The sequence below is a fragment of the Paraburkholderia gardini genome (genome assembly GCF_907164545.1).
GTDB lineage: Bacteria > Pseudomonadota > Gammaproteobacteria > Burkholderiales > Burkholderiaceae > Paraburkholderia > Paraburkholderia gardini.
The window spans coordinates 1-796 of sequence record NZ_CAJQZB010000078.1 but is presented as its reverse complement, the minus strand read 5'-3'; the positions used below and the strand labels follow the sequence as shown (position 1 = coordinate 796).

Below are 796 nucleotides of genomic sequence, written 5' to 3'. Positions count from 1 at the left end.
CGACCCATATTCGCCATTCGGATTCCCAGATTGGTCACCGGGAAGCGGTCGTTCAAAGGGGCGGTCTGGCTTCGACTTAGTCGTTGCACCGCGCGCTGCCGCCCGGGACTACCGGTCTATCGTCGCGTTATCTTCGCGGGTTCGCCCCAGCTGGCGACCAGTGCCCTCAGCGACTCGCGCACCCAGCGCTGGGAGGCATGTCCGTGGCTTCGCTCATGCCAAAGCATGCTCACCTCGAAGCTCGGCACGGGAATAGGGCAGTCAACGATCATCAACGCGTCGACCCGATCGCGCACGAGTCGTTGCGGTACTAGAGCGACGAGGTCGGAGCGGGCCACGATGTCAGGCACAACCAGGAACGAGGCCGCGGACAGCACCACGTTGCGCTGGAGACCTAGGCTCGCCAACATATCATCCACGGGCGTGGAGAAATCGCCGCCGCGCAGCGACACGATGATGTGCTCCAGCTGTGCAAATTGTGCCGCCGTGAGCTTGCGGCGCAGACGCGGGTGGCCGAGGCGGCCTATCAGCACGTAGCGCTCGTCGAACAGGTGACGGCTGCGCAGGTTGGTCGGGGCGTCGCGGGGCGTCATCAACGCGAGGTCTACCTCCCCGCGGGCCATCTGCGCTGCTAGTTGCGGCATGTCCAGGAAACGCACCGCAACCCTCACGCCGGGCGCTTGTTGGCGCAACTGCAATACCAGCGGCTGCACCAATGCAGCCTCCAGATAGTCCGTGCAGGCGATAGCCACAGTCAGGCGGGCCTGCGCAGGATCGAAGTGCACATGACGGCCCA

1 protein-coding gene is annotated in these 796 nt (G+C 64.7%); it reads right to left on the bottom strand.

Translation table 11 applies throughout. The annotated features are described in order from the left end of the window. Positions 1-116: 116 nt before the first annotated feature. Positions 117-796, bottom strand: a 680-nt coding sequence (locus LPA37_RS27640) for a LysR substrate-binding domain-containing protein (RefSeq protein ID WP_229014261.1), incomplete at its 5' end; no start/stop codon positions are given.